Consider the following 25865-nt stretch of genomic DNA (forward strand, 5'->3'; position numbering starts at 1 on the left):
AGCGTGCCTGGTGGCAGGTCCCATCCCTGCAACACCGCATCCTTGTGGGAGCGTGGCTTGCCCGCGATGAGGCCGGAACATCCAGCGAATCACTTGCTGGCTTTCCTCCTCGCCGCCGGTTTGCTGCTCGCCTTCGGCTTCGCCGCTGCCTTGCCGGCCCCCTTGCTACCCAGGCTGCGCTTGAGCAACTCGGTCAAGTCAATGACATCCGCCGTTTTGCGCTCTTCTTCGCCGCTGGCAGTCTCGACATCTTCGATCTTGCCTTCATGGGCCTTTTTGTCCACCAGGGCCATGATCTTGTCTTCGAAACCGTCCCGATAGTCCTCAGGCGTCCACTCGGCCGTCATGTCTTCCACCAGCCGCTTGGCCATGTCCAGTTCGCCCTTGGCGAGTTCCGGCTTGGTCACTTCGCTGCCCAGCGCCAGTTCATCGAGACTTCGCACCTCCGCCGGCCAGCGCAGCATCACCAGGACCAGGGCCGACTCCAGTGGCATCAGCGCAGCCAGGTGCTGTCGGGTATGCAGGACCACATGGGCCAGGGCGACCTTGCCGGTTTTGCTCAGGGTTTCGCGCAACAGTGCATAGACTTTGCCGCCGCGCTTGTCGGGTGCCAGGTAGTAAGGCGTGTCGATGTTCTGCAAGGGAATCTGCTCGCCGTCGACAAAGGAAAAGATGTCGATGGTCTGGGTCGAGAGCGGATGAGCGGAGCGGATCTCCTCTTCGCTGAGCACCACGTACCGTCCCTTTTCGTATTGCACGCCCTTGACGATGTGCTCCTTGGTGACTTCCTTGCCCGTGACCTTGTTGACTCGCTTGTAGCCCACCGGGTCCATGCTGCGGCTGTCGAGCCAGTCGAAATCGACGCCCTGGGATGACGTTGCCGAGACCAGCGCCACAGGGATGTGCACCAGTCCGAAGCTGATTGCGCCTTTCCAGATTGCCCGTGCCATGGTCGTCTACTCGCGAGTGATGTTCAGGTGACCTGCGGCCTCGAGCAAAAGTTTCAGTGGTTTGCGCGGTCGTTCCCGTGGCCGGATCAACGTGGTGTTACATCTTGCCGGGGAGGTTTTTGTTAACAAATCCGAACCCCGGGCGTAGCGTGGTATCGAAGTCCTTATCCACGTCACGCACAGAGGCATTGCCATGAACCGATACGTGTTTGGCGCCATCGCGCTGCTCATGAGTGCGGTACTCGGGCCATGGGTCCAGGCCGATACACCCGCGTCGTGGCAATTGGCCCAGAACCTGCCGGGCCGCACCAACAACAATCCCTACAGCAGCCCGATCAACCGGGCCAACCCCAACAGCATGCAAGGCACTCGACCCAGTGCCCCGGCCATTCGCGGGCCTAACACTGTCCCGGTTCCGCGCCCGCCGACGCTGGACAATGGCGGTATCGGCAATCGTTATCCCGAGCGCACCGCGCCCGCCAGTCCACCGAAATTCATACCCAATCCTGCCCCTCGGGACACCGGTAGCAGCAACCGTTGAGTGGCAGGCATGACGTCTGCCCGCTATTTTTTACCGACCCCCACCAAACTTCAGATCATCAGAAAAGGAATCCTGCATGTTGCGCAAACACTTATTGGCAACCCTCTGTGCCGGCGCATTGATCAGCGCCACTGTTCCTGCGCTTGCCGCGTCCACCCAGACGATGAAAAGCGAAGAGGGCACCCTTGAGGTGACCCCGGTCGTGACCGGGCTGGAGCATCCCTGGGCACTGGCGTTCCTGCCGGACGGTAAAAACATGCTGGTGACCGAACGGCCCGGCAACCTGCGGCTGGTCAGCGCCGACGGCAAGTTGTCGGCACCGCTCAATGGCGTGCCCGCGGTCTGGGCCAAGGGGCAGGGTGGTTTGCTGGACGTCGCGTTGTCGCCGGATTTCAAGCAGGACCGTATGGTCTATCTGTCCTATGCCGAAGGTGGCGGCGAGGATAACAAGGCGGGCACGGCGGTGGGCCGCGGCCGGCTCTCCGACGACATGACGGCGCTCAAGGATTTCCGGGTGATCCTGCGCCAGGAACCGAAACTCTCGGTCGGCAACCATTTCGGCTCGCGCCTGGTGTTCGATCGCGACGGCTATCTGTTCGTGACCCTGGGCGAAAACAATGACCGCCCGACCGCCCAGGACCTCGACAAGCTGCAAGGCAAAGTGGTGCGGATCTACCCGGACGGCACGGTGCCCAAGGACAATCCCTTTGTCGGCCAGGCCAACGTGCGCCCGGAAATCTGGTCCTACGGGCAGCGTAATCCGCAAGGCGCGGCGCTCAACCCGTGGAACGGCACGCTGTGGGAAAACGAACACGGCCCCCTGGGCGGCGATGAAATCAACATCATCGAACGCGGCAAGAACTACGGCTGGCCGCTGGCGACCCATGGCATCAACTACTCCGGTCAACCGATTCCCGAAGCCCGGGGAGATACCGCCGAAGGTACCGTTGCCCCGAACCATGTCTGGGAAAAGTCCCCGGGCCTGAGTGGCATGGCGTTCTACGATGCCGATCGATTCAAGGCCTGGCAGCGCAATGTGTTCATCGGCGCGTTGGTCAGCGAGGAACTGATCCGCCTGGAGTTCGATGGCGACAAGGTGGTGCACGAAGAGCGCTTGCTCGGCGATTTTAAAAAGCGCATTCGCGATGTGCGCCAAGGGCCCGATGGTTATCTGTATGTGTTGACCGATGAGGAGAACGGCGGGTTGTACAGGGTCGGGTTGAAATAGGCCCGGGTCAGTTCTGCCGAGTGGCGCCAGCGAATCTCTTGCGATCCTGAATCCCGCGTACCACCAGATACATCAATGGCCCCATCGACACAAACACAGCGGTAATCAGGAGATAGGGCACCACCGAAAGCGCCGATTGCCCACGCTTTCTGGCATCGCGGTACATCCAGATGCCCGCCAGCGTCGCCAGCAGGTAAAGATCAATCACAACCTGTGCAGTATCGGGTCGTGACATCAGGCTGATGCCGAAATCGATCAGTGATTGTTCGGCCTGGAGCATTACCGAAACGGTGTATCCGGCAAACGCGATCAGGGCGATAAGGGGCAGGGCGATGGCCTTCATGTGTTCCTTCCTTGGGCAATGACTGGAACCGGCAGCCTATAGTGACGACCACAAATTTGCCATTGACTTGCCATCAGCGTCCGGCTAAGTTCGAGCCATGACTTTCACTGTATCGCGTTGCCAGCCAAGCATTATTACCGCCATTCCTCATTTGGCGGGCTAGCTCACGACTGCAGCACCCAACCCGCCCTAGAGGCGGGTTTTCATTTTCTGTCTCCCGGGCTTCGATCAATGTCAGGAGACGACCATGAGCTTTACCACCGATCAGCAAGCCCTGCTGGGACGCTACGTAAAAGAGATCCTTGCCGCGCCGGTGTACGAACTGGCGGTGCGCACGCCGTTGCAAGCGGCGCCGGCCCTGTCTGAAGCCTTGGGCAATCAGGTCCTGCTCAAGCGCGAAGACTTGCAGCCGACCTTCTCCTTCAAGATCCGCGGCGCCTACAACAAGCTGGTGCAACTGAGCGACGCGCAAAAGGCTCGCGGCGTGGTAACGGCCTCTGCCGGTAATCATGCCCAGGGCGTGGCCCTGGCGGCGCGGGAGTTGGGGATCGATGCCACCATCGTGATGCCGTGCACGACACCGCAATTGAAGGTCGTCGGGGTGCGCAGTCGCGGTGCCGATGCGGTGCTGTACGGCGAGAGCTTTCCGTTTGCACTGGCCTATGCACTGGACCTGGCCCGGGAGACCGGTCGCACCTTTGTTTCGCCCTTCGACGATCCGGAGGTGATCGCGGGCCAAGGCACGGTAGCCATGGAAATCCTGCGCCAGCACCAAGGTCCGCTGGACGCGATCTTCGTGCCGGTGGGAGGCGGGGGGCTGATCGCGGGTATCGCCGCCTACGTCAAATACTTGCAACCGCAGGTGCGCATCATTGGTGTCGAGTCGGAACATTCCGCGTGTCTGCAAGCGGCGATGCAAGCCAGCGAACGGGTGGTACTGCCCAGCGTTGGCACCTTCGCCGACGGCGTGGCGGTGGCGCAGATCGGCGCTTATGGCTTCGAGGTTTGCCGGTTTTGCGTCGATGAGGTGCTGACGGTCAGCAACGATGAGCTTTGCGCCGCGATCAAGAACATCTACGACGATACCCGCTCGATCACCGAACCTTCCGGCGCGCTGGCGGTGGCCGGCATCAAGAAGCATGTGGCTCGCAGCGGGGCTCGTGGTCAGACCCTGATCGCCATCGATTCGGGAGCCAATATCAATTTCGACAGCCTGGGGCATGTGGCCGAGCGCGCCGCGTTGAGTGGCGCCCCGGCTTGACGCTTGTCCCGTGGCGAGGGATGCCGGGTTATTCCTGAACGGCTTTCTCGACCTTGTTCGACGCCGACCAGATGCGGTAGCGCACTTCGATGTCCTTGGGCACGTACAGCACGAGCGGCAGCTTGCTGTTGTAACGCAGCAGGAAACCGTCACCGACCACCGGGACAAAATCCTGTTTGCTTGTGCCGGGCGGGCAAGCCATCAGCGTGCTCATCGGGCCGATGACTTTTTCCAGGCGATAGAAGGGGTAGCCCCAACCCTCGAGGTTCTTCTCCTCGAGAATGCCGCCCAGACGGGGGCGATTACAGTCTGCGGTCATCGTTTTGCCGGCCAGGATCTCGACCTGGAAGTCGTCTTCCCGGGCCTGTGGCGCGAGGTGAATCACCTGGCGGGTAAACCCGCTTTCGGCTTTCGGATAGGGAGCGGTGTCTTCGAGTTTGGCGGCGTGGGCCACGCCAGCCAGCCCCAGTGCGAGCAGCGTTGCGCTGGACTTGATGGTCAATGAGTTCATGTTGCCTCCTTGCTTGAAGTGAAGGGCGGCATTTTCACCGTCGTGTGCAATGAATGCAAACCGCCGAGCGTGCAAATTGCAGGATCACGCGGGACGTTTATTGCAAACTGCAACACAGGGTTTACAGATGATTTACCTAAACCCTTGATTTACCGATGAGCTGCACAGCGAAATCCAGGGCATGTTTTATGCTGTAGCTGTCCTTGAAGCTCGCCGCGATTTCACATGAGCGAGCATTGCCCATCATTGGCAGTCTCACAAAGGAGAGGGTCGCCATGTTTCTTTCTGCCCTGGAAATTCGCAACATCATCGAAAGCAGTTTTCTCCCCAAACGCTGCCAGTGCACGCTGTCGCCGGATCTGTCGATGACCGTCAAGGTCTATGCCGACGGGCAGACCGATCACCTCGATCTGTTGGTGACCGGCATCGATGCCTCCGGGCTCAATGGTTGTCGGGAAATAAACGAGTTGATTGCCCAACTGCGTTCCAGGCAGCAACACGTAGAGGTCGAACCGCACTCGATGCTGGGCAAGGCGCTCTAGCCAGCGGCTTTTTGCTCGACAGACACGCGCCGGGCCTGGAAAAACGCCAGGCCCAGCGCCAGTTCAACCCCGACAGCCAGCAAAATGCCCGGCCCGGCATGGCCATTGAGCCATTCGCCGAAACCCAGCGCCGCCAGCCCCCAGCAGCCGACCACGAAGCCATGGCTCAATGCATTTCGGGTAGCTGATGGCGGTTCATGGCGAACCAGAAAAAATATCACGCTCAACGCTGCAAACAGCACAGCGGTGCGTCGTGCGATCAATCCCGCCGCGAATGAGAACTCCATATCCCAGAGTGTCAGTAACCACTGGGGTGCAAGGCCCCAGACCAGACTCAGCAAAAGACATAAAGCGGCGGTAAATGTCGACAGCGTGCGAAACGGCAACTGCATGGCGAATCCTTGCGGGCAGTGAGGGAGGCGCCAGAGCATAGCGCCGTAACCCTCAAAGGCATACCGCCAGCAAGCAAATCAGACGTTTCGCTCAGCCCTGGTTCTCGCAGGCGTCGGAAAGTTTACGGTAGGTGATTTCTGCGGGTTTTCCCGTGTCGTCGATGTACTTCATGTCGGCCTTGACCACTTTGCACTCCAGAGTGTCGGGCTCGGTCAGTGAAATCACTTTGCTGACATGCAACGGCATTCCGTAGTGATAAGGCACGGCCTGGGAGGTGGTGGTGTCATTGGCCTGAGCCAGGCCGGCAAATGCGGTGCAGGCGAGGGCGGCGGTAACCAGCAGGGTACGAGTGTTCATCAGCGATCTCCGGTGCGGACGGATAGTCAGTTCGATGTGTGGCTTGTCGAACCTGCCGCACTGGGCGTCAGAACAGTCTGAGGGCGTGCGGTCCAGTGAAGTGTTGGACCGCACGGTTAAGCGAGGGTTAACCCGGCTGAGCGCCGTCTGTCGCGAATGCGCGGTCACGGGTATCAGTTAAGACCATCGGGCGCCTGATGGAAAGTCATCGCGAGCAGTCAGTGCAACGCCAACTGCCGCCGATAAGGCAAATCCGGGCCGGTCTTGCCGCACGTCAACGCCGCCGCCTGCACCGCGAACTTGAGCATGCGGTCGATCTGTTCGCGACCCAGTTGCTTCACACCTTCCACCGAATCCAGCTGCTGCTCGGTCAGCCAGGCAATCAACGCTGCCTGAAAGGTATCGCCAGCGCCTACGGTGTCGACGATGGTTACCGCACAGGCTGGCGTCGACCACGAGCCGTGAGCCCGGCTGAATACGCTCGCGCCTTCGCCGCCGCGCGTCAGGAACACCAGCTGACAGCGATGCTGTAACCAGCCTTCGATCACCTGCGCCGGATCCTGCCCCGGGTACAACAGATGCAGGTCCTCGTCGCTGACCTTGATCAGGTCGGCCAGCTTTGACAGCGTCGCGATCCGTTCACGCCACAGGTCAATGTCCGGCTGCGGGTTCAGGCGCACGTTCGGATCGAGGCTGATCAGGCGCTTGCCGCTTTCCCGGCGCACCAATGCCAATAGCGTGTCGGCGATCGGCTGCACCACCAGGGAAAACGAGCCGACATGCAGGCCGCGCACCTCGGGGCCGAGTGTCGGCAGGTGTTGCGGTTGCAATTGCCGGTCCGCGCAGCCTTCGCCACGGAAGCTGTACTGCGGCGAGCCATTGGCCCCGACCGCGACCATCGCCAGGGTGGTCGGCGCGGCGAATTCGAGCAGGAAGTCCTCGCGCACGCCTTCATCCTGCAGCACCTGCAACAGGCGCCGTCCGAGATAGTCGGTGGACAATCCGGCCAACAGCGCCGCGTCCACGCCCAACCGGCGCAAGCCCACCGCCACGTTGAACGGCGAGCCACCGGCGACGGCTTTGAAATTCACTTTGGACGCCAGGCCACCGGCGTCGTTTTCACTGAAAAAATCGAACAGCGCTTCGCCACACACCAGGTACATAGTCGTTCACTCTTCAAATAGGCTTGCGAGATGCTGTTGATAGCGTTCATACGCCTGCTGACAGGCTTGTACATTGTCGGCGTCCGGCAGGGTTTCGCTGGCCGGGTCGAGTTTCACGCAGCGCTCGCACAAAGTCGCCAGACTGTCTGCGTGTCCGTTTGCCGAGGATACGCACCAGGCCGCCTGAATCGCCGCACCCAGGGCCGCGGCCTCGGCTTGTTCGGTGCAGATCACCGGAGTATTCATGGTGTCGGCGACGATCTGTCGCCACACCGCGCTTTTCGAACCGCCGCCGATCAGGCAAATGCTGCGGCTTTGTAAGCCATTGTGGCGTAGCAGGTCCAGTCCGTAACGCAAACCGAACGTCGTACCTTCCACCACTGCGCGGCACAGGTTGGCCCGGGTCAGGTTGGTCATGGTCAGGCCCGACAGACTGCCGCTGGCATGGGGCAGGGCGGGCACCCGCTCGCCGTTGAAGAAGGGCAGCATGCACACACCTTCAGCGCCGATCGGCGCGTTGGCCACGAGCGTGTTGAACTGTTCGATGTCGAGGTCCAGCAGGTCGCGAACCAGTCCGGTGGCATTGGTCAGGTTCATGGTGCAGATCAACGGCAGCCAGCCGCCGGTGGAAGAGCAGAACGTGGCAACGGCGGCATCTGCGGCGACGTTCGGCCGGTCGGCATAGGCGTACACCGTGCCTGACGAACCGAGGCTCATGGTGATGGCTCCGGGCTGGATGTTGCCGGTGCCGATGGCCCCCATCATGTTGTCGCCGCCGCCACTGGACACCCGTGCCCGTGGGTTGATGCCCAGTTGTGCGGCAATGCCCGGCAGAATCGTGCCGACTGCCTGGTGAGCCTCGATCAGCTCCGGTAGCGCGGCTTGCAGGCGCCCGCTCGGGTCGATGTCGCGCAACAGTTGCACATCCCACTGGCGCGTACGCACATTGAAATAGCCGGTGCCCGAGGCATCGCCGTATTCGCTGCAACTGCGCCCGGTGAGCCAGTGGTTGAGATAGTCGTGGGGCAGCAAAATGTGGGCGATCCGCGAGAACACTTCGGGATGCTGTTCTTTGGTCCACAACAGCTTGGACAAGGTGTAGCCCGGCGCGATGACCACGCCGAGGCGCTCCAGCGAAGCCTTTTCGCCGCCCAGGTGGGCCAGCAGGCGGTCATTTTCCGCGGTGGATTCGGTGTCGCACCAGAGCTTGGCCGGGCGTAGCACCTTGCCCTGATCGTCAAGCAGCACCAGGCCATGCTGCTGGCCGGAGACGCCAATGCCGAGTATCGACTGGCCATCGACCCCGGCCGAGAGCAACGTACGACGAGTGGCGCTGGCGAAGGCTTCGAGCCACTGGGCGGTGTCCTGCTCGCGGCGGCCATGGGCGCCGCTGATCAGGGTATGGGTGGCCGCACCCTGGCCGAGCACTTCACCGCTGGCCGCATCGAGGATGATGGCTTTGGTGCCCTGGGTGCCGCAGTCGATGCCGAGGAAGAGTTGTCGGGTTGTCATGCAGGATCCTTGATACACGTCTGGATTGAGTATCCCTGGTGTCTGTCAGGCCGCCATCGCGGGCAAGCCTGCTCCCACAGGAGTCTTCAGCGGACACAAAACCCCTGTGGGAGCGGGCTTGCCCGCGATGGCGGCTGCAGTATCACTCCAGGACTCAGGTCAACACCCGCTCCATAGTCCGCGACACCCCCACCTCACGCAAACTGTTGCAGCACCACTCGAACGCCGCGACAAACGCCGCCGAGCGGGGTATCGCCGTACCAAAAATCTCCTCGACCGCCAGCAAGCGCCGGGTGATCAGCGCATCATCGGCCACCAGCGCCTGGCAGAACGCGGCGCGCGGATCGGGGATGCTGTACGTGTCGCCATTTTCATCCACGCCCTTCAGGTACAAGGCCCACGCCGCCACCACCAACGCCGCGCGCCTGGTCTCGCGGCCATCGGCGATCAAGCGGTTGATGGTCGGCACGGTGAATTTCGGAAACTTCGACGAACCGTCCGAACACACCCGCTCCAATTGGTCGGCAATCGCCTGGTTGGAAAAACGCGCCACCAGGGTGTTCTTGTACTCGGTCAGGTCAATGCCCGGCACCGCAGACAGTTGCGGGGTCACGTCCAGGTCCATGTAGGCGCGCATGTAGCGCACGAACAGCGGGTCGTTCATGGTTTCGTGGACGAACCGGTAACCCTTGAGGAATCCCAGGTAAGTCAGCGCCAGATGGCTGCCGTTGAGCAGCTTGATCTTCATTTCTTCATAGGGCGTGACGTCGTCGGTGAACTGCACGCCGACCTTTTCCCAGGCCGGGCGCCCGTCGACGAATTTGTCCTCCAGCACCCATTGCACGAAGGGCTCGCAGACCACCGGCCAGGCATCGTCCACACCATGCTTGTCCGCCAGTTGCAGGCGATGCCGGGTGCTGGTCATTGGCGTGATGCGGTCGACCATGGCGTTGGGAAAACTGACGTTGGCGGCGATCCAGTCGCGCAGTCCGCTGTCGTGCAAGGCGGCGAAGGCCAGCAGGGCCTTGCGGGTGACGGCGCCATTGTGCGGCAGGTTATCGCAGGACATCAGCGTGAAGGCCGCTGTGCCGGCGGCGCGACGTTTGGCCAGCGCGGCACAGAGGAAACCGAACACTGTTTTCGGGTCGTCCGGGTTCGCCAGGTCATGCTGGATCGGCGGCAGGTGCGCCATGAATTCACCGCTGCTGTCGTCGATGCAGTAACCGCCTTCGGTGATGGTCAGTGAGACGATGCGGATCTCGGGGCTGGCCAGTTTGTCGATCAACGCCTGGGCGCCGTCTTCTGCCAGCAGCATGTCGCGCACGGCGCCGATCACTCGTACTTCGGTGTCGTCGCTGTCGCCGAGTTCGAACAACGTGAACAGGTAGTCCTGATCCTTGAGATCGTCTCGGGCACGACGGTCCTCGGCGCGCAGGCCGACGCCACAGATGGCCCAGTCCAGGCCTTCTCCGGTGTTCATCAGCGCATCGGTGTAAAACGCCTGGTGGGCGCGATGGAAGCCGCCGACGCCGATGTGCGCGATGCCCTGGCGGGTATCGCCCAGCGCATAGGCGGGCAGGACCACTTCAGGGGCGAGGCGGTTGAGGTTGTGCTGGTTGAGTTTCATCGCAGGCTCTCGCAAATCAGGCAGCAACGCGCAGCGGGCGGCTCAGCGCCACGCCGTCGGCATCGAACAAATGGCAGTGTTGCGCGTCCAGGTGCAGGCTCAGGGTTTCGCCGTAGCGGCTGGCCAGATCGCCGCGCACGCGCAGGGTCAGTGCTTCACCGGAGGTCGTCCGAACGTGGCAAAAGGTATCGCTGCCCAGGCGTTCGCTGACATCGGCGGTGACCTGCAAGGTGCAGTCGCCGGGTTTGGCCAGCTCCAGGTGTTCCGGGCGGATGCCCAGTGTCACCGCGCCGCCGACGTTCAGGCTGGCACCGCTCAGCGGCAGGGTGATGCGGGTGCCGGCATCCAGCTGCACTTCACAGCCCTGGCCGTCTACACGGCTGACCTTGCCCTTGAGCAGGCCCATTTTCGGTGTGCCGAGGAAACCGGCGACGAACAGGTTGGCCGGCTGGTGATAGAGATCCAGCGGCGAGCCGACTTGCTCGATCCTGCCGCCGTTGAGCACCACCACTTTGTCGGCCATGGTCATGGCTTCGACCTGGTCGTGGGTCACGTAGATCATGGTCGCCTGCAGGTCTTTGTGCAGACGCAACAGTTCCAGGCGCATCTGCACCCGCAGGGCGGCATCGAGGTTGGACAGCGGTTCGTCGAACAGGAAGATCTTCGGGTTGCGCACGATGGCCCGACCAATCGCCACGCGCTGGCGCTGGCCGCCGGAGAGTTGCTTGGGCTTGCGTTCCAGCATCGGCCCCAGTTCGAGGATACGCGCGGCTTCACTGACTTTTTTCTCAACCTCGGCTTTTGCCACGCCCGAAAGGTCGAGGGCAAACGACATGTTCTTGCGCACGCTCATGTGCGGGTACAGGGCGTAGGTCTGGAACACCATCGCCAGGTCGCGCTTGGCCGGGCTCACTTCGGTGATGTCGCGGCCATCGAGCTCGATGGTGCCGCCGCTGACCTCTTCCAGCCCGGCGATCAGCCGCAGCAGCGTGGATTTGCCGCAGCCCGACGGGCCGACGAAGACCACGAACTCCTTGTCGTTCACTTCAAGGTCGATGCCCTTGATGATGGAAAAACCTTCGAAGCCTTTTTGCAGATTCTTGATTTTCAGGTTGGCCATGGTGGTGGGCCTCCGCTTAATTTTTCAGGTTGAACCCGTCTTTCTGTAGGAGCCGGCTTGCTGGCGATGAGGCCATCAAATGTTGTATTGCTCTCAGGGCCGTCATCGCTGGCAAGCCAGCTCCTACAGGGGAGCTCGTATTTTCATTTCACGGCGCCGAACGACAGGCCGCGCACCAGCTGTTTCTGGCTGATCCAGCCAAAGATCAGGATCGGCGCGCAGGCCAGGGTCGAGACCGCCGACAACTTGGCCCAGAACAGCCCTTCGGGGCTTGAGTACGAAGCGATCAACGCGGTCAGCGGGGCGGCTTTCGACGAGGTCAGGTTCAGCGACCAGAACGCCTCGTTCCAGCACAGGATCAGCGACAACAGCACCGTGGACGCCAGGCCACCCTTGGCGATCGGCAGCAACACCCGCAGCATTTCCTGCGTCAGTGTGGCGCCGTCCAGGCGCGCGGCTTCGAGGATGTCCCTGGGGATGTCCTTGAAGTAGGTGTAAATCATCCAGACCACGATCGGCAGGTTGATCAGCGTGTAGATCACGATCAGCGCAATCCGCGTGTCGAGCAGGCCGAAGCTCTTGGCCAGCAGGTAGACCGGCATCAGCACACCCACCGGCGGCAGCATCTTGGTCGAGAGCATCCACAGCAGCGTGCCTTTGGTGCGCTGGGTTTCGTAGAACGCCATGGAGTAGGCCGCCGGTATCGCGATCAGCAGGCACAGGGCCGTGGCGCTGAAGGAAATCACCACCGAGTTCCAGGCGAAACTGAAGTAATCGCTGCGTTCGTTGATGTGCAGGTAGTTTTCCAGCGTCGGCATGAAGATGAACTGTGGCGGCGTGGCGAAGGCATCGATTTCGGTCTTGAAGCTGGTCAGCAGCATCCACAGGATCGGGAAGAAAATCACGATCGCGATGGCCCAGGCCAGCGTGCCGAGCAGCAGGCTTTGCAAACGACGGGATTGTTGAAGAGTCATGGCAGGCCTCAGGCTTTGTCGGTCAGGTTTTTGCCGATCATTCGCACCAGAATGATCGCCGCGATGTTGGCGATGACCACGGCGATCAAGCCGCCCGCCGAGGCCATGCCGACGTCGAACTGCACCAGCGCCTGGTTGTAGATCAGGTAGGCGAGGTTGGTCGAGGCGTAGCCGGGGCCGCCGTTGGTGGTGGTGAAGATTTCGGCGAACACCGAGAGCAGGAAGATCGTTTCGATCATCACCACCACCGCAATCGGCCGCGCCAGGTGTGGCAGGGTCAGGTGCCAGAAAATCGCCACGGGCCCGGCACCATCCAGGCGCGCGGCTTCTTTCTGTTCCTGGTCGAGGGACTGCATGGCGGTCATCAGGATCAGGATCGCGAAGGGCAGCCATTGCCACGAGACAATGATGATGATCGACAGCAGCGGGTAGTGCGCCAGCCAGTCCACCGGTTGCGCGCCGAACAACTTCCAGACGTAGGCGAGAATCCCCGACACCGGGTGGAAAATCAGGTTTTTCCAGATCAACGCGCCGACGGTGGGCATGATGAAAAACGGCGAGATCAGCATGACCCGCACGAGTCCCCGACCGAGAAACTCACTGGCCTCCAGCAAGGCACTGATCAGCACGCCGAACACCACACTGATCAGCAGCACGCTGCCCACCAGCAACAGGGTGTTGGTGGCGCCGGGCAGGAAGCCGGAGTCCGTCAGGAAGTAGGTGAAGTTCTCCAGCCCGACAAATTCGTTTTCACCCGGATTGAGCAGGTTGTAGCGGATCATCGAGAAGTAGAGGGTCATGCCCAGCGGCACGATCATCCACAACAGCAGCAGCGCTACCGAAGGGCTGACCAGGAACCAGCCGGGGTTGGCCACGCGGCTTTTGCGCTGGGGTTGAGGGGTTTCCACGTGAGCTTTGGCAATTGAGGTATTCATGGCGTTAAACCGATGGGTACAGATACATGTTCAGGACAGAAATCAATCCCGGTATCGACGCGGTCCCTGTGGGAGCGGGCTTGCCCGCGATGGCGATTGAGCAGCCAACATCCATGTTGAATGTGACTGCCTCATCGCCGGCAAGCCGGCTCCTACAGGGGTCTGGGTTACTTGGGATAACCCGCGCGCTTCATTTCGCGTTCAGTGGTTTGCTGGGCCGCCGCCAACGCCTGGTCGACGGTGGTCTGGCCGATCAGCGCCGCGGAAAACGCTTTGCCGACCTGGGTGCCAATGCCCTGGAACTCGGGAATGGTCACCAGTTGAATACCGATGTACGGCACCGGCCTCGCTCCTGGCTGGCTCGGGTCCGCGGCCTTGAGCGATTCCAGTGTCACTTTGGCGAACGGCGCCGCGCTCAGGTACGCCTCGCTGTAGGTCGAGGCACGGGTGCCCGGCGGCACGTTGGCGATGCCGTCCTTTTCTGCGACCAGTGCCCCGTATTCCTTGGAGGTGGCCCAGGCACTGAAGGTTTTCGCCGCGTCCTTGGCCTTGGAGCTGGTCGGAATGGCCAGCGCCCAGGAGTACAGCCAGGCCGAGCCCTTGTCGGTGACCTGATGCGGCGCATAGGTGAAACCGACGTGATCGGCAACCTTGCTCTGGGTCTTGTCGGTAACGAACGAACCGGCGACGCTGGCATCGACCCAGATCGCGCATTTGCCGCTGTTGAACAGCGCCAGGTTTTCGTTGAAACCGTTGCTCGACGCCCCCGGCGGGCCGGATTTCTTCATGGTGTCGACGTAGAAATCCAGCGCATTTTTCCACTCGGGACCGTTGAATTCCGGCTGCCACTTTTCATCGAACCAGCGCGCGCCAAAAGCGTTGGCGACGGTAGTGACCAGCGCCATGTTCTCGCCCCAGCCGGCCTTGCCGCGCAGGCAGATGCCGTACTGCTCCTTGTCCTTGTTGGTGAGTTTGCCGGCGAATTCGCTGATCTGCGTCCAGGTCGGGCGCTCGGGCATGGTCAGGCCGGCGTCCTTGAACAGGTCGGTGCGGTAATAGGTGATCGAGCTTTCGGCGTAGAACGGCAGGGCATACAACGAACCCTTCACCGACAGGCCCTCACGCACCGACGGGAACACGTCGTCGAGGGCATAGCTGGCCGGCAGATCCTTCATCGGCTCCAGCCAGCCCTTGGCGCCCCAGAGTGCGGCTTCGTACATGCCGATGGTCAGTACATCGAACTGCCCGCCCTGGGTGGCGATGTCGGTGGTCAGGCGCTGGCGCAGGACGTTTTCTTCAAGCACCACCCAATTTAGCTTGATGTCCGGATGCTCGGCCTCGAAGGTTTTCGAGAGCTTTTGCATGCGGATCATGTCGCTGTTGTTGACGGTGGCGATGGTCAGGGTCTGGGCGCCAAGGCTGACGCTGCTGAGGGTCATGCAGGTGAGGGCAAGCAGGGCTTTTACCGAAGGTTGCATCGTGCACTCCTTTTCTGCACCCGGTGGGTTACAGAAGGACAGTTATTGTTTTTGTGTCTTCCTGGGGCGGGAAGAATGTGCGCTGATTACATCCTTCAATCGAGGGCGAGACAAATCATCCATCGCACTTGTTTCGATACTTTTTTGCACTGAACTTTTGGGGGGTTGACGCAAGGAAGGGCTTTTCAGCGAGAAGGTGGTATTGAATACGTACAGGTTTCAGGGGTTATCGCTGTACCTGTGGGAGCGGGCTTGCCCGCGATGGCGGTGTATCAGTCACCCACAATGTTGGATGGGAGTCCGCTATCGCGGGCAAGCCCGCTCCCACAGAGATTTGAGGTGTGTCTTCAACCCAGGTTTTGCTCGGTCAGACGCTGCACCACCAGGCGCCGGTAATGCGAAGGCGTCATGCCCTTGAGCTGCTGGAAGCGCCGGTTGAAATTGGAAATATTGTTGAAGCCCGACTCGAAGCACACGTCAGTGACCGGCTTGTCGCCGTCGGCCAGCAACTCGCAAGACTTGCTGATGCGCAGTCGATTGACGAATTCGATGAAGTTGCGCCCGGTGGCCTGCTTGAATACGCGGCTGAAGTAGGTGGGCTTCATGCCCAGGTGTTCGGCGACCTCTTCGAGCGGCAACTCCCGGGCGTAATGGGCGAAGATGTAATCCACCGCGCGGTTGGTGCGATCGATGTTGTTCTCGTCGGCCAATTGGGGGGTCGTCGCGCCAGAGAGCAATTGGTAGTCATCGGTGGCCGCGAGCAATTCAAGCAAAATGAAAAAGTGCCCGAGCCGGGTGATGCCAGCGGTATCGGCAATGCGCTGCATCAATTGCATGGCCTGGGCGATGGTGTGCTTGCAGCGGAACTCGATGCCGTACTGCGCGCGCTCCAGCAACGGCGCCAGGCTCTTGAGTTCGGCGAACACCTGATAGCCGCTGTCGAACAACTCGTCGGTGAAGTTGACCAGCATGTCGCGCTTGGGCACCACTTCGTCCTCGGCTACCTGGCTGATCCAGTTGTGGGGCAGGTTGGGGCCGGTCAGGAACAGGGTTTGCGGGTAGAAGTTGCCGATGTAATCGCCGATGAACACCTTGCCGGAACTGGCGACGATCAGGTGCAGTTCGTATTCCTTGTGGAAATGCCAGCGCACCAGCGGGCAGGGAAAACCATGCTGGCGATAGATGATGGACAAGCCGTTGTGGTCGTCCATCAACTCATAGGAAGGATCGGTAACTCTGGCGGTGCGGGTCATGTCAGGGCGCTTGTGTTGTTATCCCGCCCGGATAATGCCTCCTGCCGGCGGGATAACGCTACTACCGGCGGTGTACCTGATCGTGCAAGGCTGGGCCGTACACCGCTTTCATGCTGGTGGCGCTCCAGCAATATCGGACGATTTCCGACTCATCGAAAAAATCGGTGTTAATGATGCAGCAGCGCGTGACCCAACCTGCCGTGGTGTTGAACCAGTCGTTGATCTGCCGTTTGATGTTCGCGGGTCCGCCGAGCAACGAGTAGGTGGTCGCGGACAGTGACCAGAGGAATGATGTCTCATAGGGCACCGCTTCCAGGGTTTGCGCGATGTAGCGTTGCAACTCGGCGGGGGCGGAAAACGTGTCATCAAGCCACTTGTGCGGGATGCGCGGCCAGAAGTACTGGCCATCCAGGTCCGACAGGGCAGGTGCCGCGATGATCACGCGGCGGTGCCGGCTCGCACTTTTCAGTTCTCCGACCGTTCTGAAACCGTCCCCAGGCAGGACGGCCCGCTGCCCCAGTTGCCGAACAAGCCAGTCATTGAGCCTTCCATGATCGAAAGGTTTGGTGCCATCGCCCAGTTGATGGAAGTCCAGCACGATGAATTCGTCCGGGTTTCGATCCAGGAACAGCAGCAACGCATCGACCAGATCGTCCAGGACGCGCTGCGAGCGAAAACCGTTGTGGTGAAAGTAGAACCCGGATCCGGCCGAGTCGGCCTTGTAGCCCAGGCGGATATCAAAGGCGCGGGCGCCATTGGCCAGTTGCCACGCGAAGGTGTCGTTCTGACAGACGGTCCAATTGCCGATCACGCCATCATCGTTGCGCGACTTCTTGTCCATGCCGGCGTTATGCACGCCAGGCCAGACAATATCGGTGAGTTTCAGGTTATTGATGTCGAGGGTGGTGCTCATCCAGGTTTGCTTGTCGAGCAAACCACGCGTATTGCCAGTCATGACCATTCCTTGTGCGAGTCACCCCGTCCGTGGGGTGAGAGGCACTCAGGTTAACCGGTCGGGCGCGGCAAAGGCGGTAACTATGTATTGCACAAAGAGGGCGGGTTACGCCTGATCCAGGCGGTTCTTCGCCTCGATCCATTGCGCCATGTACTGAGTGCTCTTGTGCTGATGATGACGCAGCATGCTGCCGGTGAAGTTGTCTCGCCTTATGTGGGCCAGATCCCGTTGGCACTCGACCAGCCGCTGGATCAAGACCGGGCCATGAACGGATTTGCGGTATCGGCTGGCAAGCAGGGCCTGCCCATGCGCCTGGGCGAGCAGCCAGTGCGACTTGTCGTTGTGGAGTCGCACGGCATGATCGGCGAACTCCTGTGCCGAACGGGTCACCGCACCGGGCCACGCCTCTTCGCCATGCATCGCCTCCGCACCGACGGGTGTGGTCACATTCGGTGTGCCACAAAGCATCGCATCGACGATCTTGCCTTTGATCCCCGCGCCAAAACGCAGGGGCGCCATGCAGACCCGCGTCGACGACATGACCTGCAGGGCGTCCTCGGCCCAGTTCATCACATGAAAACCTTGTGCGGGGTTATGCAGGGCGGTTGCCTTGGGAGGTGTATAGGCACCATAGATATGCAATTGAGCACTGGGCAATTGCTCGCGAATCAGCGGCCAGATAGCGGTTTTCAACCAGAGCACCGCATCCCAGTTGGGCGCGTGGCGAAAGTTGCCGATATGAAGAAAGTGTGCCCGGTCTTCGTACTCTGTTGGCGCAGTGGCCGGAAGTTCGACCATCAATGGGCACCAGTGCAGCAAGTTGCGCGGGATCCTGAACTGCTCGACCAGCAATTCGATTTCCACTTCGGAAACCATCAGCGTCAAATCACAACGATAAAACGAAGCGATTTCGCGCTTCGCCAGATCGGTTTCGGCCATGTGTTGGAATTCGTCACGCGACGCGGGAGCGAACAGGTCGCTGAAGTCATTGTTGTCAGCGCTGGCCTTCAAGCGCTCCTTGAGCCGCTGATGCCGGCCATGCCGGAGGCTTTGCAGGTCGCAACTTTCCAGCACGCGCAAGGCATCGGGACAGTGCTTCTCGACGCGCCAGCCGAACTGCTCTTCCATCATGAATTGATCGAACAGCACGATGTCCGGCGCCAGTTCGCTGATGAATGCGTCGAAACTGCTGTTGTTCAGCTCGATGGGAACTTCGCGAATGCCCAATGCCGTCAGGTCTGCGCGCTGCTCGCCGAAGCCTGCCGGGCTGCTGAAGGTGACGTCCCAGCCTTGTTCGAGGAAAACCTCGAGAATCTGCATGACATGCCCGCTGGCCGCGGAAGAGCGGGGCTCGGGCCAGACGTAACCAATGACCAGGACTTTGGTTGCGCGGGGCTCGATCATGTACGGGATTTCCTTGAAGCGAAGACAGGGCAGGGACGAAAAAGGCGCGCATTAAACCACAGCGCAGCCCGGGGTCACTTGAGAATGTCTTTGACCTTGTCGCGCAACTGATCAATGGAGAACGGTTTGCCGATCATGTGCATGCCTTCAGGCACTTCGATATTTTCGGCATAACCACTGGCGAACAGGATCGGAAGGTCTGGACGCAAAACACGGGCTTCATTGGCCAGTTCGCGGCCGTCCATGACCGGCAGGCCGACATCGGTCATCATCAGGTCGATGTGTTGGTTCGCGTCCTTGAGGATCTCCAGCGCCTGCTCGCTGCCATCGGCTTCCAGTACCTTGAACTCCAGCTCCTCCAGCACATCGACGATCAGCATGCGCACGATGGCATCGTCTTCGACGACGAGGATGGTGGAGGCGTTGGCGGATGACATAGTGGAATTCCTGAAAAAGTTTGGCATGGCCGGTCGCTGGAAATCGCCGGCCTCTTGCATCAGTAAGTGGCGGATCCCGACAAGTTCCCAAAGCGCGGCAAAAAACAATGTGGCGCAGAACGGCAAGAATAACCTGACGCTTTGCACGGCGCAGAGGAATGTAGGACCTTGCGTGAAAACATGTCAGAAAAATGGATCAATGTGCCAGTTTTGGGGCAAACTCCCTTCATCCTGACAGTTCGACAAGGCCTGCCCCATGACCTCCGCGTCCTCGGTTGATGAGCAACGATTTCGTAAACTCCTGAGCCGCAACATCAGCCTGCCATTGGGTCTGGGGCTTATCAGTGCGGTGTTCTTCATTTCCCTGATCACCTATCTGCTGTCGACGATCCAGTGGGTGGAACACACCGACCGGGTGATCAATAACGCCAATGAAGCGGTCAAGCTGACCGTGGACCTGGAAACCGGGATGCGCGGTTTCCTGCTCAGTGGCGACGAACATTTCCTCGACCCCTACGAAACCGCCAAGCCACGAATTGCCGTGGCCCTCACCACCTTGCTCGAGCTGACCGCCGATAATCCGGTACAGACCGACCGCTTGCTGCGGTTGCAGGCGTTGCAACTGGAGTGGACCGCCTATGCGCAGACGATGATCGATTTGCAGCGCAGCAGCGGTGATTATCGCTCCGCGGTCAAGGCCGGGCGCGGCAAGCGCCTGACCGATGAAATCCGCAAGCAGTTCGAGGCGGTGATCGACACCGAGCAGCAGTTGCGCGCATCGCGCAATGATGAGGTGCGACGTACCACGGTCCTGAGCATCAGCCTCTATCTGTTGCTCATCGCCGGCGTCAGCGGCTTGCTGGCGTATGTCGGGCGCCGCGATTTGCTCAATCTTTCGCAAAACTACAGCGTCAATCTCGCGGCCCAACAAGCCAGCGCCCACCGCCTGGAACAACAGGCCTGGCTGCGCAACGGTCAGACCGAGCTCGCGGAACAGGTGCTGGGGCAGTTGAGCCTGAACCTGCTGGGGCGCAACATTCTGCAGTTCTGCGCGCAGTACCTCGGCACGGCCGTGGCGGCTATTTATGTTCGCGATGACCATGGTGGCCTCAAACGCATCGCCAGCTACGGATTTTCCCGCGAGCAGGAAGCGCTCGAGCAGCAGATCTACAGCGACGAAGGCATTGTCGGCCAAGTGGCACAGCAGGCACGGCTGATTCGCCTGGACGAGGTTCCGCAGGATTATTTCAAGGTCAGCTCCGGCCTCGGTGACGGTTTGCCGCGCAGTGTGCTGGTGGTGCCGACCAGTGACGACGAGCGGGTCAATGGCGTGATCGAACTGGGCTTTCTGCGCCCGTTGAGCGACCGTGACATTGAATTGCTCGAGTTGATTGCCGGCAACATCGGTACCTCGATCGAAGCCGCACGCTATCGCCAGCGTTTGCAGGATGTATTGGCCGAAACCCAGCAACTCAATGAAGAGTTGCAGGTTCAGCAGGAAGAACTGAAAACCGCCAACGAAGAGCTCGAAGAACAGTCGCGGGTGCTCAAGGAGTCCCAGGCGCACCTGGAAACCCAGCAGGTGGAACTGGAACAGACCAACGAACAACTCGCCGAGCAGGCCGAAGCCCTGGCCGAGCAACGCGACGCCATGGACCTGAAGAATACCGAACTCAACCAGGCGCAGGTCCAGCTCGAAGAACGCGCGGAAGAATTGCAGCGCTCGAGCAAGTACAAGTCCGAGTTCCTTGCCAACATGTCCCACGAACTGCGTACGCCGCTCAACAGCTCGTTGATCCTGGCCAAGCTGCTGGCGGAAAACCCGGAGGAAAACCTCAGTGCCGAGCAGGTCAAGTTCGCCGAATCGATCTATAGCGCCGGCAATGACTTGCTCAACCTGATCAATGACATTCTGGACATTTCCAAGGTCGAGGCCGGCAAGCTGGAGATCCGCCCGGAGAACACCAGCGTGACGCGTCTGGTGGAGGCGCTGCGCGGGATGTTCCAGCCCCTGGCCACGGACAAGCAACTGGATTTCCGGTTCGAGGTGCAGGACGGCGCGCCGCAGATGCTGTTCACCGACCGCCAGCGCCTGGAGCAGGTGCTCAAGAACCTGTTGTCCAACGCCGTCAAATTCACTGAAAGCGGCAGTGTCAGCCTGTCTGTCGCCAAGGCGCCGAACAACGGCATCGCGTTCAGCGTCGGTGATTCCGGGATCGGCATTGCCGTGGATCAGCACGAAAGCATTTTTGAAGCGTTCCGTCAGGCCGATGGCACCACCAACCGCCGTTATGGCGGCACGGGGCTGGGCTTGTCGATCTCCCGTGATCTGGCAGCCTTGCTCGGCGGCTCCATCAATGTGACCAGCAAACCGGGGCAGGGCAGCGTGTTTACCCTGGTCTTGCCACAGCACTATGTGGAACCTGGCGAAGAGCCTGTCGAACCGATGCGCATCGATCCGGTGGCGCCAAGCGAATCGCCGAGCACATTGTCGCCGCTGTTGGCGGCAGTCGAGATTGCGCGTTTCGCCGATGATCGAAACAAGGGGCCGTTCACCGGCCGCTGCATTCTGGTGGTGGAGGATGAGGCGAACTTTGCGCACATCCTCTACGATCTTGCGCATGAACTGGGTTATCAGTGCCTGGTGGCCCATGGCGCCGACGAAGGCTACGACCTGGCCAAGGCGTTCATCCCCGATGCGATCCTGCTGGACATGCGCCTGCCGGATCATTCCGGCCTGACCGTGCTGCAACGCTTGAAGGAACACGCCGAAACCCGGCACATCCCGGTGCATGTGATTTCGGTCGAAGACCGGGTCGAAGCGGCGATGCACATGGGCGCCATTGGCTATGCGGTCAAACCCACCACCCGCGAAGAGCTCAAGGACGTGTTCGCACGCCTCGAGGCCAAGTTGACCCAGAAGGTCAAGCGCGTGCTGCTGGTCGAGGACGACGATTTGCAGCGCGACAGCATTGCCCGCCTGATCGGCGACGATGACATAGAGATCACTGCCGTTGGCCTGGCCCAGGAAGCACTGGACCTGCTGCGCACGTCCGTCTTCGATTGCATGATCATCGACCTCAAGCTGCCCGACATGCTCGGCAACGACTTGCTCAAGCGCATGTCCACCGAAGACATCTGCTCCTTCCCGCCCGTCATCGTCTATACCGGCCGCAACCTGACCCGGGATGAAGAGGCCGAACTGCGCAAGTACTCGCGCTCGATCATCATCAAGGGCGCACGCTCGCCGGAGCGCTTGCTGGACGAGGTGACACTTTTTCTGCACAAAGTCGAATCACGGTTGTCCCATGACCGGCAGAGGATGCTCAAGGTTGCCCGCAGCCGCGACCGAGTCTTCGAAGGCCGCAAGGTGCTGCTGGTGGACGACGATGTGCGCAACATCTTCGCCCTCACCAGCGCGCTGGAGCAAAAGGGCGCAGTCGTGGTCATTGGTCGCAATGGCCGAGAAGCGATTGAACGATTGAATGAAGTGGAGGACATCGATCTGGTGTTGATGGACGTGATGATGCCGGAGATGGACGGCTTTGAAGCCACCGTGGAAATCCGCAAGGACCCGCGCTGGCGCAAATTGCCGATCATCGCGGTGACCGCCAAGGCCATGAAGGATGATCAGGAGCGCTGCCTGCAAGCCGGCGCCAACGATTACCTGGCCAAGCCCATCGACCTCGATCGCCTGTTTTCGCTGATTCGCGTGTGGCTGCCGAAGATGGAACGAATCTAGTGGAGCGCAATTTTTCAGTGGAGCGAAACAGCGAAATCGAACTGCGGTTGTTGATCGAGGCGATCTACCTCAAATACAGCTACGATTTTCGCGACTACTCCGGCGCGTCGATCAAGCGCCGGGTCAACCATGCGTTGAGTCAATTCGAGTGCAGCACCATCTCGGCCTTGCAGGAAAAGGTCCTGCACGATCCGGCCGCGTTCATGCAATTGCTGCAATTGCTGACCATTCCGGTCAGCGAGATGTTTCGCGATCCCTCGCACTTCCTCGCGATCCGCAAGGAAGTGGTGCCGCTGCTGCGAACCTACCCCTCGATCAAGATCTGGATCGCCGGATGCAGCACCGGTGAAGAGGTGTATTCGATGGCCATTCTGCTGCGTGAAGAGGGCCTGCTCGACCGCACGATCATCTATGCCACCGATATCAATCCGCGCTCCCTGGAAAAAGCCAAGCAAGGGATTTTCTCGATGGAGAACGTCCGCGCCTACACTGCTAATTACCAGCAGGCCGGTGGCCAGTGTTCGTTCGCCGACTACTATACGGCAGCCTATGGTTTCGCGATTTTCGACAAGACACTGCGCGAGAACGTGACCTTCGCCGATCACAGCCTGGCGACGGACAGTGTGTTCTCGGAAACTCAATTAATTTCATGTCGTAACGTACTGATTTACTTCAATAAAAAACTTCAGGATCGGGCGTTCGGACTGTTTCACGAGTCCCTCTGCCATCGCGGTTTCCTGGTGTTGGGCAGCAAGGAAACCCCGGATTTCTCGGCCTTTGGCGATCAGTTCGAGCCGCTGGTCAAACAAGAACGGATTTATCGAAAAACATGAACAGTGCAACGAAGCTGCCAGCTATTGAAGCAATCGTGATCGGTGCCTCCGCCGGTGGCGTCGAGGCGCTGTTGAACCTCCTCGGGCCGCTACGCGAGGGCTTCGCACTGCCGATCATCGTCGTGCTGCACATGCCGGACGAGCGCCGCAGCCAGCTGGCGGATGTATTTTCCCGGCGGGTTGCCCTGCCGGTGCTCGAGGCGTGCGACAAGACCCCGGTCGAGGCCGGCACGCTGTATTTCGCCGCGCCCGGTTATCACCTGTCGGTGGAGCAGGACCGCAGCTTTTCCCTGAGCCTGGAGCCTCGAGTGCATCATTCGCGACCCGCCATCGATTACCTGTTCGAATCCGCCGCCGATGTCTACGGCGCCGGGCTCGCTGCGGTATTGCTCACCGGCGCCAACCGCGATGGCGCGCGCGGGCTGGCCCAGGTCAAAAAACACGGCGGCATCACCATCGTGCAGGACCCGCAAGAGGCTCAGGTCGCCACCATGCCCCAGGCTGCGCTTGATTTGCATCAGCCGGACCACATACTTCCTGTAAACGGCATCGGCCGTCTGCTTGTCGAGCTGGAACGAATCGCATGCTAAGTAATATCCAGGCCAAACTGCTGATCGTTGACGATCTGCCGGAGAATCTGCTGGCGCTCGAAGCGCTGATCAAGCGTGAAGACCGGGTTGTGTACAAGGCTCTGTCCGCCGACGAAGCCCTGTCACTGCTGTTGCAACACGAGTTCGCCATGGCCATCCTCGATGTGCAGATGCCCGGCATGAACGGCTTCGAGCTGGCGGAGTTGATGCGTGGCACGGAAAAAACCCGCAACATCCCGATCGTGTTCGTCAGCGCCGCCGGGCGTGAGATGAACTACGCGTTCAAGGGCTATGAAAGCGGCGCCGTGGACTTCCTGCACAAACCGCTGGACATGCACGCGGTCAAGAGCAAGGTCAATGTGTTCGTCGACCTGTATCGCCAGAGCAAGGCGATGAAGGAGCAGGTTGTGGCTCTCGAGCAAAGTCGCCGCGAACAGGAGACCCTGCTCAAGCAACTGCAGAATACCCAGCTGGAACTGGAGCAGGCGGTGCGCATGCGCGATGACTTCATGTCCATCGTCGCCCACGAAGTGCGCACGCCGCTCAACGGCCTGATCCTCGAAACCCAGCTGCGCAAGATGCACCTGGCCCGGGACAACGCCGCCGCCTTCACCCTGGACAAGATGCACGCCATGGTCGACCGTGACGAACGGCAGATCAAAAGCCTCATTCGCCTGATCGAAGACATGCTCGATGTTTCGCGCATTCGCACCGGCAAGTTGTCGATCCGCCCGTCACGTTTTGATCTTTCGACGCTGGTTCGCGACCTGTTGCACAACTTTTCCTCGCAGATCGAGGCTGCCGAGACTTCTGTCACGCTGGATGCCGAGCAGCCGGTGATCGGAAACTGGGATGAATTTCGTATTGAACAGGTGATTTCCAACCTGCTGACCAACGCCTTGCGCTACGGGGCCAAGAGCCCGATCTCGGTGAAGGTATACAGTGAAGGGGGCCAGGCGCTGGTGGACGTACAGGACCAGGGGATCGGCATCGGCGAAGAAAACCAGAAGCGCATATTTCAGCAGTTCGAACGCGTCTCGGCCAGGCATGCCGTCGCCGGGCTGGGCCTGGGATTGTTCATTTCAGAACAGATTGTGGCCGCCCATGGCGGTACTATTACGGTCCAGAGCAGGATTGGCGAAGGCGCCTTGTTTCGCGTTTGTCTGCCGCAGTAGGAAAACAGCCAGATAAACGCAACCTCTGACCGACCCCACGGTCGTATCAGCAGCAATTGACCGAACAAAGGCTTCCCATGAGCGAAGATGCACAAGATGTAGTACTCGTTGTCGAGGACGATCCCTCGATTCTGATGGTGCTGTCCGCTTACCTGTCGGGCGAGGGTTACCGCGTATTGCAGGCTGAAAACGGCGAACAGGCTTTCGAAATCCTGGCCAGCAAACCGCACCTGGACATGATGATCACCGACTTCCGCCTGCCCGGCGGAATCTCCGGCGTGCAGATCGCCGAACCCGCCGTGAAGCTGCGACCGGAGCTCAAGGTGATTTTCATCAGCGGCTACGCCCAGGAAATCCGCGAGACCGACAGCCCGATCACGCGCAAGGCGCCGATCCTGGACAAGCCGTTCGATCTGGACAAGTTGCAGGAACTGATGCAGGACATGCTTTCGTAAGCGTGTTGGTCGCGCACGTACCTGTAATTTCTGACAGTTGACGGTGGTGGTGGATCGGCAGATAAACGTTTTGGAGGTCATGGGGC

25 protein-coding genes are annotated in these 25865 nt (G+C 60.4%); 9 read left to right on the top strand and 16 right to left on the bottom strand.

What is annotated here, in order from left to right:
* Positions 1–89 precede the first annotated feature (89 nt).
* Positions 90–950: a Ku protein gene (locus EI969_RS00780; protein WP_160385511.1), complete on the bottom strand. Its 861-nt coding sequence runs from the start codon at positions 948–950 to the stop codon at positions 90–92.
* 193 nt (positions 951–1143) lie between these two features.
* Here EI969_RS00780 and EI969_RS00785 point away from each other — a divergent pair, with 193 nt between their 5' ends.
* Complete coding sequence (locus EI969_RS00785) at positions 1144–1491, top strand: hypothetical protein (RefSeq protein ID WP_160385512.1); 348 nt, start codon at positions 1144–1146, stop codon at positions 1489–1491.
* Positions 1492–1567: 76 nt separating this feature from the next.
* Entirely contained in the window at positions 1568–2719 is a 1152-nt protein-coding gene (locus tag EI969_RS00790) for a PQQ-dependent sugar dehydrogenase (RefSeq protein WP_160385513.1), read from the top strand.
* Positions 2720–2726: 7 nt separating this feature from the next.
* Here EI969_RS00790 and EI969_RS00795 read toward each other — a convergent pair whose 3' ends face one another.
* The gene (locus tag EI969_RS00795; RefSeq protein WP_160385514.1) at positions 2727–3062 is read right to left on the bottom strand and encodes a DUF2834 domain-containing protein; all 336 of its coding nucleotides are present in this window, start codon (positions 3060–3062) and stop codon (positions 2727–2729) included.
* Between the two features lie 247 nt (positions 3063–3309).
* Here EI969_RS00795 and ilvA point away from each other — a divergent pair, with 247 nt between their 5' ends.
* Entirely contained in the window at positions 3310–4323 is a 1014-nt protein-coding gene (gene ilvA / locus EI969_RS00800; protein WP_160385515.1) for a threonine ammonia-lyase, biosynthetic, read from the top strand.
* Between the two features lie 28 nt (positions 4324–4351).
* Here the strand turns inward: ilvA and eco are convergent, their stop codons facing one another.
* Positions 4352–4834 carry a serine protease inhibitor ecotin gene (eco, locus tag EI969_RS00805; protein WP_160385516.1) on the bottom strand — a complete coding sequence of 161 codons (483 nt, stop codon included), beginning with the start codon at positions 4832–4834 and terminating at the stop codon, positions 4352–4354.
* A 275-nt stretch (positions 4835–5109) separates the two neighbouring features.
* Here eco and EI969_RS00810 point away from each other — a divergent pair, with 275 nt between their 5' ends.
* Positions 5110–5376 (top strand): DUF1652 domain-containing protein, encoded by a 267-nt coding sequence (locus EI969_RS00810; protein WP_160385517.1) that lies wholly within the window; start codon positions 5110–5112, stop codon positions 5374–5376.
* Here EI969_RS00810 and EI969_RS00815 read toward each other — a convergent pair.
* From EI969_RS00815 to EI969_RS00875, 13 genes are all read right to left on the bottom strand, one after another.
* Positions 5373–5768: a hypothetical protein gene (locus EI969_RS00815; RefSeq protein WP_160385518.1), complete on the bottom strand. Its 396-nt coding sequence runs from the start codon at positions 5766–5768 to the stop codon at positions 5373–5375. The genes EI969_RS00810 and EI969_RS00815 overlap by 4 nt on opposite strands.
* Before the next feature lie 91 nt (positions 5769–5859).
* Positions 5860–6126, bottom strand: a complete 267-nt coding sequence (locus tag EI969_RS00820; protein WP_160385519.1) for a DUF2790 domain-containing protein — start codon at positions 6124–6126, stop codon at positions 5860–5862.
* Between the two features lie 218 nt (positions 6127–6344).
* Complete coding sequence (locus tag EI969_RS00825; protein WP_160385520.1) at positions 6345–7289, bottom strand: carbohydrate kinase; 945 nt, start codon at positions 7287–7289, stop codon at positions 6345–6347.
* A 6-nt stretch (positions 7290–7295) separates the two neighbouring features.
* On the bottom strand, positions 7296–8801 hold the full coding sequence (gene xylB, locus EI969_RS00830; RefSeq protein ID WP_160385521.1) for a xylulokinase: 1506 nt from the start codon (positions 8799–8801) through the stop codon (positions 7296–7298).
* A 154-nt stretch (positions 8802–8955) separates the two neighbouring features.
* Positions 8956–10428: a mannitol dehydrogenase family protein gene (locus EI969_RS00835; RefSeq protein ID WP_160385522.1), complete on the bottom strand. Its 1473-nt coding sequence runs from the start codon at positions 10426–10428 to the stop codon at positions 8956–8958.
* A 16-nt stretch (positions 10429–10444) separates the two neighbouring features.
* Positions 10445–11548: an ABC transporter ATP-binding protein gene (locus tag EI969_RS00840; protein WP_160385523.1), complete on the bottom strand. Its 1104-nt coding sequence runs from the start codon at positions 11546–11548 to the stop codon at positions 10445–10447.
* A gap of 143 nt (positions 11549–11691) precedes the next feature.
* The gene (locus EI969_RS00845) at positions 11692–12522 is read right to left on the bottom strand and encodes a carbohydrate ABC transporter permease (protein WP_160385524.1); all 831 of its coding nucleotides are present in this window, start codon (positions 12520–12522) and stop codon (positions 11692–11694) included.
* Positions 12523–12530: 8 nt separating this feature from the next.
* Entirely contained in the window at positions 12531–13457 is a 927-nt protein-coding gene (locus tag EI969_RS00850; protein ID WP_160385525.1) for a carbohydrate ABC transporter permease, read from the bottom strand.
* A 167-nt stretch (positions 13458–13624) separates the two neighbouring features.
* The gene (locus tag EI969_RS00855; protein ID WP_160385526.1) at positions 13625–14935 is read right to left on the bottom strand and encodes a sugar ABC transporter substrate-binding protein; all 1311 of its coding nucleotides are present in this window, start codon (positions 14933–14935) and stop codon (positions 13625–13627) included.
* Positions 14936–15282: 347 nt separating this feature from the next.
* A complete protein-coding gene (locus tag EI969_RS00860) occupies positions 15283–16188 on the bottom strand; it encodes an AraC family transcriptional regulator (protein WP_160385527.1) in 906 nt (301 codons plus the stop codon).
* A gap of 61 nt (positions 16189–16249) precedes the next feature.
* Positions 16250–17143, bottom strand: coding sequence for a phospholipase (locus EI969_RS00865; RefSeq protein WP_160385528.1), 894 nt, complete (start codon positions 17141–17143; stop codon positions 16250–16252).
* A gap of 105 nt (positions 17144–17248) precedes the next feature.
* Entirely contained in the window at positions 17249–18547 is a 1299-nt protein-coding gene (locus EI969_RS00870; RefSeq protein WP_160385529.1) for a glycosyltransferase, read from the bottom strand.
* 74 nt (positions 18548–18621) lie between these two features.
* Positions 18622–18984, bottom strand: a complete 363-nt coding sequence (locus tag EI969_RS00875) for a response regulator (RefSeq protein ID WP_160385530.1) — start codon at positions 18982–18984, stop codon at positions 18622–18624.
* A gap of 256 nt (positions 18985–19240) precedes the next feature.
* Between EI969_RS00875 and EI969_RS00880 the strand changes: the two genes are divergently transcribed.
* The 5 genes from EI969_RS00880 (at position 19241) to EI969_RS00900 (ending at position 25779) form a co-directional block, all read left to right on the top strand.
* The gene (locus EI969_RS00880) at positions 19241–22726 is read left to right on the top strand and encodes a response regulator (RefSeq protein WP_160385531.1); all 3486 of its coding nucleotides are present in this window, start codon (positions 19241–19243) and stop codon (positions 22724–22726) included.
* Complete coding sequence (locus EI969_RS00885) at positions 22726–23559, top strand: protein-glutamate O-methyltransferase CheR (RefSeq protein WP_160385532.1); 834 nt, start codon at positions 22726–22728, stop codon at positions 23557–23559. The genes EI969_RS00880 and EI969_RS00885 overlap by 1 nt, the downstream gene beginning before the upstream one ends.
* On the top strand, positions 23556–24149 hold the full coding sequence (locus EI969_RS00890) for a chemotaxis protein CheB (protein ID WP_160385533.1): 594 nt from the start codon (positions 23556–23558) through the stop codon (positions 24147–24149). Before EI969_RS00885 ends, EI969_RS00890 begins: the two co-directional genes overlap by 4 nt.
* On the top strand, positions 24143–25324 hold the full coding sequence (locus EI969_RS00895) for a hybrid sensor histidine kinase/response regulator (protein WP_160385534.1): 1182 nt from the start codon (positions 24143–24145) through the stop codon (positions 25322–25324). The genes EI969_RS00890 and EI969_RS00895 overlap by 7 nt, the downstream gene beginning before the upstream one ends.
* A gap of 77 nt (positions 25325–25401) precedes the next feature.
* A complete protein-coding gene (locus EI969_RS00900) occupies positions 25402–25779 on the top strand; it encodes a response regulator (protein ID WP_007970583.1) in 378 nt (125 codons plus the stop codon).
* Positions 25780–25865 lie beyond the last annotated feature (86 nt).

Origin of the sequence: Pseudomonas sp. PB101, assembly GCF_009764265.1 — a bacterium.
Lineage (GTDB): Bacteria > Pseudomonadota > Gammaproteobacteria > Pseudomonadales > Pseudomonadaceae > Aquipseudomonas.

Coding starts and splice junctions, on each gene's coding strand:
- EI969_RS00900 (WP_007970583.1), top strand. CDS start 25,402: ATGAGCGAAGATGCACAAGATGTAGTACTCGTTGTCGAGGACGATCCC.
- EI969_RS00875 (WP_160385530.1), bottom strand. CDS start 18,984: ATGTCATCCGCCAACGCCTCCACCATCCTCGTCGTCGAAGACGATGCC.
- EI969_RS00890 (WP_160385533.1), top strand. CDS start 23,556: ATGAACAGTGCAACGAAGCTGCCAGCTATTGAAGCAATCGTGATCGGT.
- xylB (WP_160385521.1), bottom strand. CDS start 8,801: ATGACAACCCGACAACTCTTCCTCGGCATCGACTGCGGCACCCAGGGC.
- EI969_RS00840 (WP_160385523.1), bottom strand. CDS start 11,548: ATGGCCAACCTGAAAATCAAGAATCTGCAAAAAGGCTTCGAAGGTTTT.
- EI969_RS00865 (WP_160385528.1), bottom strand. CDS start 17,143: ATGACTGGCAATACGCGTGGTTTGCTCGACAAGCAAACCTGGATGAGC.
- EI969_RS00895 (WP_160385534.1), top strand. CDS start 24,143: ATGCTAAGTAATATCCAGGCCAAACTGCTGATCGTTGACGATCTGCCG.
- EI969_RS00880 (WP_160385531.1), top strand. CDS start 19,241: ATGACCTCCGCGTCCTCGGTTGATGAGCAACGATTTCGTAAACTCCTG.
- ilvA (WP_160385515.1), top strand. CDS start 3,310: ATGAGCTTTACCACCGATCAGCAAGCCCTGCTGGGACGCTACGTAAAA.
- EI969_RS00855 (WP_160385526.1), bottom strand. CDS start 14,935: ATGCAACCTTCGGTAAAAGCCCTGCTTGCCCTCACCTGCATGACCCTC.
- EI969_RS00820 (WP_160385519.1), bottom strand. CDS start 6,126: ATGAACACTCGTACCCTGCTGGTTACCGCCGCCCTCGCCTGCACCGCA.
- EI969_RS00860 (WP_160385527.1), bottom strand. CDS start 16,188: ATGACCCGCACCGCCAGAGTTACCGATCCTTCCTATGAGTTGATGGAC.
- EI969_RS00785 (WP_160385512.1), top strand. CDS start 1,144: ATGAACCGATACGTGTTTGGCGCCATCGCGCTGCTCATGAGTGCGGTA.
- EI969_RS00810 (WP_160385517.1), top strand. CDS start 5,110: ATGTTTCTTTCTGCCCTGGAAATTCGCAACATCATCGAAAGCAGTTTT.
- EI969_RS00835 (WP_160385522.1), bottom strand. CDS start 10,428: ATGAAACTCAACCAGCACAACCTCAACCGCCTCGCCCCTGAAGTGGTC.
- EI969_RS00850 (WP_160385525.1), bottom strand. CDS start 13,457: ATGAATACCTCAATTGCCAAAGCTCACGTGGAAACCCCTCAACCCCAG.
- EI969_RS00825 (WP_160385520.1), bottom strand. CDS start 7,289: ATGTACCTGGTGTGTGGCGAAGCGCTGTTCGATTTTTTCAGTGAAAAC.
- EI969_RS00795 (WP_160385514.1), bottom strand. CDS start 3,062: ATGAAGGCCATCGCCCTGCCCCTTATCGCCCTGATCGCGTTTGCCGGA.
- EI969_RS00845 (WP_160385524.1), bottom strand. CDS start 12,522: ATGACTCTTCAACAATCCCGTCGTTTGCAAAGCCTGCTGCTCGGCACG.
- EI969_RS00780 (WP_160385511.1), bottom strand. CDS start 950: ATGGCACGGGCAATCTGGAAAGGCGCAATCAGCTTCGGACTGGTGCAC.
- EI969_RS00815 (WP_160385518.1), bottom strand. CDS start 5,768: ATGCAGTTGCCGTTTCGCACGCTGTCGACATTTACCGCCGCTTTATGT.
- EI969_RS00790 (WP_160385513.1), top strand. CDS start 1,568: ATGTTGCGCAAACACTTATTGGCAACCCTCTGTGCCGGCGCATTGATC.
- eco (WP_160385516.1), bottom strand. CDS start 4,834: ATGAACTCATTGACCATCAAGTCCAGCGCAACGCTGCTCGCACTGGGG.
- EI969_RS00870 (WP_160385529.1), bottom strand. CDS start 18,547: ATGATCGAGCCCCGCGCAACCAAAGTCCTGGTCATTGGTTACGTCTGG.